General features: G+C 45.2%; 6 protein-coding genes and 1 pseudogene. 1 reads left to right on the top strand and 6 read right to left on the bottom strand.

The window, feature by feature from the left end; all coding sequences use genetic code 11:
- The 5 genes from AB4496_RS18705 to AB4496_RS18685 form a co-directional block, all read right to left on the bottom strand.
- A partial coding sequence (locus AB4496_RS18705) for a TonB-dependent receptor plug domain-containing protein (RefSeq protein ID WP_372131601.1) occupies positions 1-490 on the bottom strand: 490 nt, incomplete at its 3' end.
- Between the two features lie 602 nt (positions 491-1092).
- Positions 1093-2049, bottom strand: coding sequence for a GntR family transcriptional regulator (locus AB4496_RS18700; protein WP_102257811.1), 957 nt, complete (start codon positions 2047-2049; stop codon positions 1093-1095).
- A 290-nt stretch (positions 2050-2339) separates the two neighbouring features.
- Positions 2340-4337 carry a Fe(3+)-hydroxamate ABC transporter permease FhuB gene (gene fhuB / locus AB4496_RS18695; protein WP_102257812.1) on the bottom strand — a complete coding sequence of 666 codons (1998 nt, stop codon included), beginning with the start codon at positions 4335-4337 and terminating at the stop codon, positions 2340-2342.
- Complete coding sequence (locus AB4496_RS18690) at positions 4337-5248, bottom strand: iron-siderophore ABC transporter substrate-binding protein (RefSeq protein WP_017096909.1); 912 nt, start codon at positions 5246-5248, stop codon at positions 4337-4339. The genes fhuB and AB4496_RS18690 overlap by 1 nt, the downstream gene beginning before the upstream one ends.
- Positions 5249-5265: 17 nt before the next feature.
- Positions 5266-6033, bottom strand: a complete 768-nt coding sequence (locus tag AB4496_RS18685) for an ABC transporter ATP-binding protein (RefSeq protein WP_017104133.1) — start codon at positions 6031-6033, stop codon at positions 5266-5268.
- Between the two features lie 152 nt (positions 6034-6185).
- On the opposite strand from AB4496_RS18685, the gene AB4496_RS18680 reads away from it, so the two are divergent.
- A complete protein-coding gene (locus AB4496_RS18680; RefSeq protein WP_102257813.1) occupies positions 6186-7391 on the top strand; it encodes an MFS transporter in 1206 nt (401 codons plus the stop codon).
- 119 nt (positions 7392-7510) lie between these two features.
- Here AB4496_RS18680 and AB4496_RS18675 read toward each other — a convergent pair.
- Positions 7511-7966 (bottom strand): annotated as a pseudogene (locus tag AB4496_RS18675) (hypothetical protein); the annotation flags it as partial.

Below are 7966 nucleotides of genomic sequence, written 5' to 3'. Positions count from 1 at the left end.
ACTCTTCACCTTGTGCTTTTTTGGTGATGATGTTGATGACACCACCAGAAGCACCGGCACCGTAGATAGATGTTGCACCCGATAACACTTCGATGCGATCAATGTTAAATGGGTCGATTGAATCTAAGTGGCGGCTGATTTGGCGAGAGGATTGCAGTGATACGCCATCGATCATAACGAGCATCTTACGGCCACGTAGATTCTGACCATAGTTAGTACGAGCGCCGCTGCTTACATCTAAAGAGGGAATGCTCGCCGATAGAATTTCACCTAATGATTTACCGCCACGGTATTCCTGTTCGATTTTATCTGCGTCGATGTACCAAACTGTTCCCGGAATATCGCTGATCGCTTTAGGCGTTCGGCTTGCGACAACCACCATGTTTTCTTCGGTTGTGTATTCTTGTGCTTGGGCTGTAAACACTGTGCTTGCTGCGACAATCGCTAGCGTAACGGTGGAAAGCTTGAAACTTCCTTTTTCGGTTTTCATTTTGTTCTCAATCTTGATCAATAAAAGGCTGCACAAAGACTCATATTTGTGCGATGACTTTGTTTTTTATAAGTAAACAAGCGTTCATCTTTACTGGTTAGTAATAAATGAAGCCTCCTAAATTAGAAAAGAGGTTAACGTGGTCACTTACTTATGGCCCCAAACATACTCATCTCGATATCTTTCAAGCTTGTATACGTTCGCATTCACGCCACCTAAGCGGTTACTACTTCTATAGTTAAAGTACGAAGTATTATCGTTAAGTTTATCAATTCTAAATAAGAATCATTATTATTGTGTTTTTGTTGCAAAAATACAATATGAAAATGCAATTTTATTTTATAGATTTGGAAACACTTGTTTGCCGAGGGGGTTAGTCACTCGGGCGGAACAGAGCCAGTGCCTTGTTCCGCAAGTGTTTAAGCGGGTGTGAACCATATAATTCAGAAGGTGTGAAAGTGCAGGTATTAGGGCCTGTTGATCTTTTGAACAAAATTTAACAACGAAAGGTAAACAGGCCTCGTGTGTTCATGAAGTCAGAATGGCATTTTCGATGGTAGAAGGACACGATAAGGGCAGCCATGATTTGACTGCTCACGTAGTTAACTGTTTTTTGCAATGATACTGTTGATTAAACTTTCTCGCTGCTCCATAGAGACCGTCATTACGTCGTTGTAGGTGCGTTTCATGACTCGAATGTCATTTTCCAGTAGCTGAGCTAATTTTGTCGAGGCCGTTTGGTTGTCACCTTCGAGCACCAATTCGATGATCTCTAGGCGACGCTGGCACGATTTAGTGACCGAAGATTGAATGTGCATCGAGACGAGATCGGTCGCTTTACGTAGGCGATTATGTTGTTGCATGGTGCTCAATAAGAAGCGATTTCCTGAACATGCGGCAAGTTGCTCGTGAAACTCGGCACTGAGGCTAAAGAGTTGACTGGCGTTGACTGATTCTGGGGCGTTAATCGCTTGAGCATGGCGATCTCGGCAGCTTTCAATTGCACTGTTATCAAGTGTCCATGTTGGTTCGAGTAGGCCTGCAGGCTCGAAAATGAGTCGACAGCGATAACTTTCGGTGTGTCTTTCTAAGGTGTTCAACACACCATCAAGCTGCCATTTGTATCCTGGACTGCGACGAAAAATACCATCGCTTTCTAACAGGCGCAGTACGCTTTGCATCTCACCACGATTGGCATCATAACGTTGTTGCAGGTCTTTCTCGGAAAACGACTGACCTAACTCACTAAAAAATAAATCCATGAGTACGCGCAGGTATAATTGTTCTTGGCGAGGTTCTTGGTCGTTGTCTTGGCCTGAAATTTCGATATCTGCCGCATCGGTTTGTAATACAGACCCTTTATAAGGGACGACTTTAGTGATGCCTTGCGCTGACAAGTGTTTTAGCACCGCTCGAATAGGGCTTCTTGATACTTCGAATTGCTGCGCCAAAGATGATTCATTTAGGCTGCTTCCCGCTTTCGCGTTGTCGGCTTTTAGCCTCGCGATGACCTTGAATAACAAATTTTGTTGGAGCTTTGTAATTGTCGTTATGTCCATGACGCTCAGAGTATGTGTTTAATCTTGATTCCATGGTAAACACAAAAAGGCTTAAATACCATAAATTGTGTTTTTGTAACCAAAAGACAATGTTAATCGACCTGTTGCAATGGATAGATTGGTTGGTAATTTAGCGGTTGATTGGGAATTGATCGGTTATTGATAGCTTTGTTGGCAAGTGTGTCAATGAGTAAGAAGAGAGCCCGCTTAAAGCCTCGACTTCAAATAGAGGCTTCAAATAGAGGCTTCAAACGGGGCTTTAAGCGGAGAAAGTGATTTCTCGTGTGTGCTTATTTTCTCATTAGATAGAGGAAGTAGCCGCCACCAATCAGAGAGGCTAATAGACCTGCCGGGAACTGCCAAGGGAACCATAGCGTACGACCAATCCAGTCTGCAGCCACCATGATGATAGCGCCTAATAATGCTGCTGTGAGCATTTGAGGAATCGCGCGATATTGGTGAAGCGAACGCGCCATGTGTGGCGCCAATAATCCAATGAAACTTAATGGCCCAATGACGATGGTGCACAGAGTTGTTAGTGCCGCGACTAGCAAAAGCAAAGCCAATCGAACAGCGGTTGTGTTCATACCTAGGCTGCTTGTGGTGACGTCGCCTAAGTTAATCAGCTCTATCCAGCGATTCAAAGACAGCGCCACTGCACTGATGATGGCAACCCCAACGGCGAGCAAAATGACATCTTGATTAGCGACTAAATAAGTCGAGCCTGAAAGCCAAGTGAGGAGCGCGGTTGCATTCTCATTACCCGAGCTCATTGTGATGCGCAATAGAGCGTCGAGCCCTGCACTTAGCGCGATGCCTGTTAACAAGGTTTGCGTTGGGGCGAAATTGTGTTTTCTTCCCATTAACCAAACCACGGCAGTCACTGAAGTTGCACCGAGTGTACCAAGCAGCATTTGCTCTTCTCGGCCGACTGCAGTGCCAAATAGTGTGCCGAGCACTAACGCCAGAGCAGCCCCTGAGCTGATCCCCAATACTTCGGGGCTCGCCATTGGGTTGTTTGAGATGCGTTGAATAATCGTGCCTGCAAACGCAAGCCCGATCCCTGCCAATAGCGCGACTAATACACGTGGTAGACGCAGATCGAATAGCGATGAGTTGAGTTCAAGATTCCAACCAAACTGGTTTTTACCTACTGTAAGAGCAAGAACACACATTACCGTCAATAGCACTGACATCGCGGCCAGTACTTTACGCGTACTGACGAATTTGTAGTGCTCAATGGTTTCACTGCGGTTTTTGAGATCGGACTGCAGCTTGGTACGTTGCAGTAACCACAATAAGAAAGGAGCACCCAGTAGCGCCGTCATTGCGCCGGTAGGGAGCAGTTCGCCACCGAAGCCAGAGAAGGGCTGAATCACTAAATCCACAATCAATAGAATGAAGCTGCCTACCAACCCACTGACCAGAATCTGTTTCGCGAGTGCTCTTACACCGATAAGCCTAGCGATAGCAGGAGCCACAATGCCAACGAATCCGATTAAGCCTACTTCACTGACTACGGCTGCAGTAATAAAAATCGCCAACGATAAGCAAAGCAATTTGATTTGTTTGATGTTTACACCAAGTGAAGTAGCGACATTATCACCAAATTGCAGCGCTGATAATGGACGCTGTAAAACCAGTAATAACAGCGTCGGGATCGAGACTAAAGGTATGAGAACCTGCACGCTCGACCAATCATTCTGATTCAGTACACCGGCACCCCAAACAAAAATACTGGTAAGCCGTTGTTCATGCAGCATGAGCAACATGGTGTTGAGTGAGCCTAAAAATAGGCTGACCACCATACCGGCTAACACCATGTGTAATGGTGAAAAGCCTCGTGCAGAACTTAAGGTAAAAACTAAGCCTGTTGCAAGGCAGCCCCCGATGAAAGCGGGAATAAACCCTGGGATAGCTAGGTTAGCAGGAATTAAAAGGATCCCTAATACCATGCCGAGTTCTGCGCCCGCAGCAACACCCAATGTGGTAGGTGAGGCAATGGGATTACGCAGTACAAATTGCATCACACACCCAGCGACTGCCAGTGCAAAACCACAAATGAGAGCGACGGTAAGCCTAGGTAAATAGGTGAGGTGAGTAATCAGATGCTGATAATTTGAAGAATCAAAGTGAAACAGCGTATCCCAAATCAAGCCAACCCCTTGCGAGTAAGGAGCGGTAATTTGCAGTAGCGAGCTGATCAACAAAACAGCAGCGAGAGGTAGTGCCGCTGCCTTGATATTGAATCGCCCTGTGACGGTTTTTTCGATCTTTACGGTAGCCATTATTTTTGGATAAGAAGTTCGGTAATGTGGTCACTAAACCTTTGAGCAGCGATTAGCCCACCGAAGGTCCAGATGGTAGGAAGTTCGTAAACGGAGTCTGTACGTGTAAACGCCATCGCTTGCCAAAGAGGGGATTGAGTCAGTTTCTTATGCTCTTCTTCCGTTAGCGGGCCAAAGATCATCACATTCGTCTGTTGGTGTTCAGCGAGCCTTTCAGTACCTGTAGTGGTAAAACCCCAGAGGTTTGTCTGCTCTTGCCAGTCGTTTTTAAGGCCCATGCTGCTTATGGTGGCTTGCGCTAATGAACCTTGGCTATGAATGCGTAAGGTTTTGTCGTTGATAAAGCGTGCAAAAATCAGTGGTTTGTCTGAGTTGCCTGCGGCACGTATTTTTTCACCATTATCGCTTAATCTCTTGTTTGTCTCATCAATCACTTGTTGGGCGCGTTGTGCTTTGTTAAATAGCTTGCCTAAAGAGAGGGTAACCGAAGTTGCGGATTCAAGAGGTTGTTTCTTTTTGCTGTAGACACTGTAAACCAAGACAGGTGCGATTTTATTGAGCTGGTGGTAGGCCGCCGCCATATGCTCGCTGATTAAAATGACGTCAGGTTTGAGTTCTGTTAGTAGCTCTAGGTTTGGTTCTCTTCGAGATCCCACATCTGTCACGTCTGCATTTAACGCAGGTTTTACCACCCATTGCTGATAACCTTGTGCGTCTGCCACACCTTGCAACTCAACGCCTAGGCTTAATACGGTTTCGGTGAGTGCCCAATCTAAAGCCACCACTTTTTTAGGTGTAGCATCGAAAGAGACACTGCCCATTTCATGTTTGATTTCTAGTGCGTGAACGCTCTCTAGAGCAAGGGCGTTGAAAGCTAATACTGTGAACAGCATGGTGATGAACTTTTTCACAACAGGTTCCTTTTGATTTAAGGGATGTAGCTGATAGGTTGCCCTGTCTCAGGGTGTTTAAAGAGCGCAAGCTCCATTCCGTAGATTTGCATTAGTGTTTCTGGCGTCATCAAATCTTTAGGCGAACCGGAAGCAATCACTTTCCCAGAATGAAGCGCAATCAAATGATCACTGAATTTGGCGGCCATGTTGACATCATGAAGCACCATGATCACGGTTAAGCCGAGTGACTGATTAAGCTCTCTGATCAAAGCGAGCAATTCATGCTGGTGCGCGACATCGAGTGCTGAGGTTGGTTCATCAAGCAAAATACATTGGCTTTGCTGAGCAAGTAGCATGGCGACCCAAGCTCTTTGTCTTTCTCCGCCGGAAAGTGTTGCGACAAATCGGTCAGAAAAGGCATTAAGGCCAACTTTCTCAATCGCTTCGTCTACGATGGCATAATCATCTTTGCTGTAACGTCCAAATGCGCCTTTCCATGGATAACGGCCAAAGCAAACCAGTTCACGAACGGTCACGCCATCAGTAATCGGTGGGTGCTGCGGCAGGTAGGCGACTTGGTGTGCAAATTCAAGGTTACTGTATGAGGCGAGTGGTTGCTCATTGAAGAAAACGTCACCTTCTGTTGGCGTATTTTGTCGACTTAACAGTTTAATGAGTGTCGATTTGCCACATCCATTATGACCAAGCAAGGTGGTGATCTTCTTTGGTTCAAAGGTCAAAGTCGTTGGCGAAAGGATTTTCTTACCGTCGATTTCGAACGAGGCATTGGTAAGTGTGTACATAATGCAATATGAAGTTGAGTTATGGGCTGCTAGCCGCTAATGTAACACAGTGAAATCAAAATGATAATTATTCGCTAAATCAATCTGTTTATCATTGTAATGTGCTCGTGCCCACTACGAACCTACCAACCTTATCTAGCGCCTTCGAGTTTATGTCTGTGATACAAAATAAAAAATTTCAACTATTGGCTATTGGTCTTGCTTCGGCTCTTATGGGAATTGGGCAAAACGGCTTACTCGTTTCCCTGCCTTTTCTTGTGGAACAGTCTTCATTTAGCTTGCCTACGTGGTCGATTCTTATCGCAATAGGAAGCATATTATTTCTGCCATCTGCGCCTTTTTGGGGAAGGCAGAGCGACAAATATGGACCTAAACAAGTCGTCATTCAGGCATTGGTAGGCATGGCCGTCAGCTTTGCTTTTTTGTTTTTTTTTGCGATGAATAGTGACCAAGAAAAGGCGCTAGTGTTTTGTTTGATCGGACTGGTGGTGGCGCGAATAATTTATGGTTGTACGGTGTCTGGAATGGTGCCCGCGAGTCAACATTGGGCGATATTGTTGTGTGGTGAGAGAAACCGTTTACAGGCTATTACTTCGGTGAGTCTTGGCCTAAGTGTTGGTCGATTAATTGGGCCTTTGGTCTCCATTTTAGCGTTAAAGTTATCGCCTTTTGCTCCCCTGATCGTGATGATCTTTTTGCCGTGTGTTGCTTTACTTGTCACGATGTTGTTACCAACCCCTAAAGAAGAAACTCGGAAGGCAGAAGGAATAGGGCAAGCACCTTGGTTACCGAATAAAACATTACTGCCTTTTTTATCTTGCGGGATGTTGTTGTGTGCCGCAGTCGCGTTGTTGCAATACAGTTTTTCTCCACTGATCTATTCGATCACCCGTTGGCCTACCGATCAAATAAGTGACACGATCGGGATTCTTTTGACTATCAGTGCTGCCTGTACTTTTGCTACTCAACTCTTGGTTATCAAAAAAGAAAAGCTGACACCGTTTGTTATGTACCGTTGGGGGGCATTGGGTTTGCTTGTCGGCTTTGGAGTGTTCTTGATTCCCAGTATGTGGGCGTTAGCTGTGGCGATGGTACTGACAGCGATTGGCGCAGCGTTGCTTGTTCCTGCTTACACGTTGTTTGCCACTGAAAAGCAAAGTGGTACACCGGGCGCAGCCGCAGGGTACATCGCTATGTCTCATACTCTAGGCTATGGCGTCGCTTCATTACTTGCGTTTACTTCAACCTTGAACCCTCAGTATCCCATCTACTTATGTGGGCTATTTTCTCTACTGATTTTCGCGACGACTTATGTTGTAAAAATAAAGGGAAATACCAAGCTCGCTGAGCAAGCTTAATGGTGATTGTTTAAAATTTGTGGGTACGTACTGATTATTTATTTACGTATTGAGGATCGTTTAGCATGGAAAAGCCCGGTATTACTCCGGGCTAAGTAGTCATTTATGCGTCAATAGTTTTATTGCTCTATGAGGTCTGGAATCTCGTCAACGCCACTTTCTGCTATCGTTGGAGCCCCTTTAACAGTAACACCATCGCAACTAACGTAAACTTTTCCATTTCTTCTTACTTGAGTACATTCTTCCGGAATCACTTCCTTTTCAACGGTTTCAGTAACGGTTTCTGTTACTGTTTTTATAATTGGTTCTTCTGTAACCAATCTAAATAAGTAGTAAAGTCCTAAACTAGCAGCTATGAAAATTGCTAGGAGTAAAATAGCCAGAAAGGCTACTTTTAGCCAACGTAGCGCTTTGTCTACTCTGCTGTTCCAATTGTTATTGTTGCTATCTTGTTGAGCTTTTGATTCAGCAGCAATTGCTTTTGCGTTTGCTTGCGCTGCACGGTTGTTAGCCTCCGCTGCTTTTCTCTTCTCGTTGGCAATTTGAAGCTCTACATGCGAGTTTCTGTTCTTAAC

It is taken from the genome of Vibrio sp. 10N.222.46.A1 (genome assembly GCF_041473595.1).
GTDB lineage: Bacteria > Pseudomonadota > Gammaproteobacteria > Enterobacterales > Vibrionaceae > Vibrio > Vibrio tasmaniensis_A.
The sequence above is the reverse complement of the archived record's forward strand: the minus strand, read 5'-3'. Positions and strand labels throughout refer to the sequence as shown.

What these genes read in the sequence shown, in the direction of transcription:
- AB4496_RS18700 (WP_102257811.1), bottom strand. Translation starts at nt 2,049, where the DNA reads ATGGACATAACGACAATTACAAAGCTCCAACAAAATTTGTTATTCAAG.
- fhuB (WP_102257812.1), bottom strand. Translation starts at nt 4,337, where the DNA reads ATGGCTACCGTAAAGATCGAAAAAACCGTCACAGGGCGATTCAATATC.
- AB4496_RS18685 (WP_017104133.1), bottom strand. Translation starts at nt 6,033, where the DNA reads ATGTACACACTTACCAATGCCTCGTTCGAAATCGACGGTAAGAAAATC.
- AB4496_RS18680 (WP_102257813.1), top strand. Translation starts at nt 6,186, where the DNA reads ATGTCTGTGATACAAAATAAAAAATTTCAACTATTGGCTATTGGTCTT.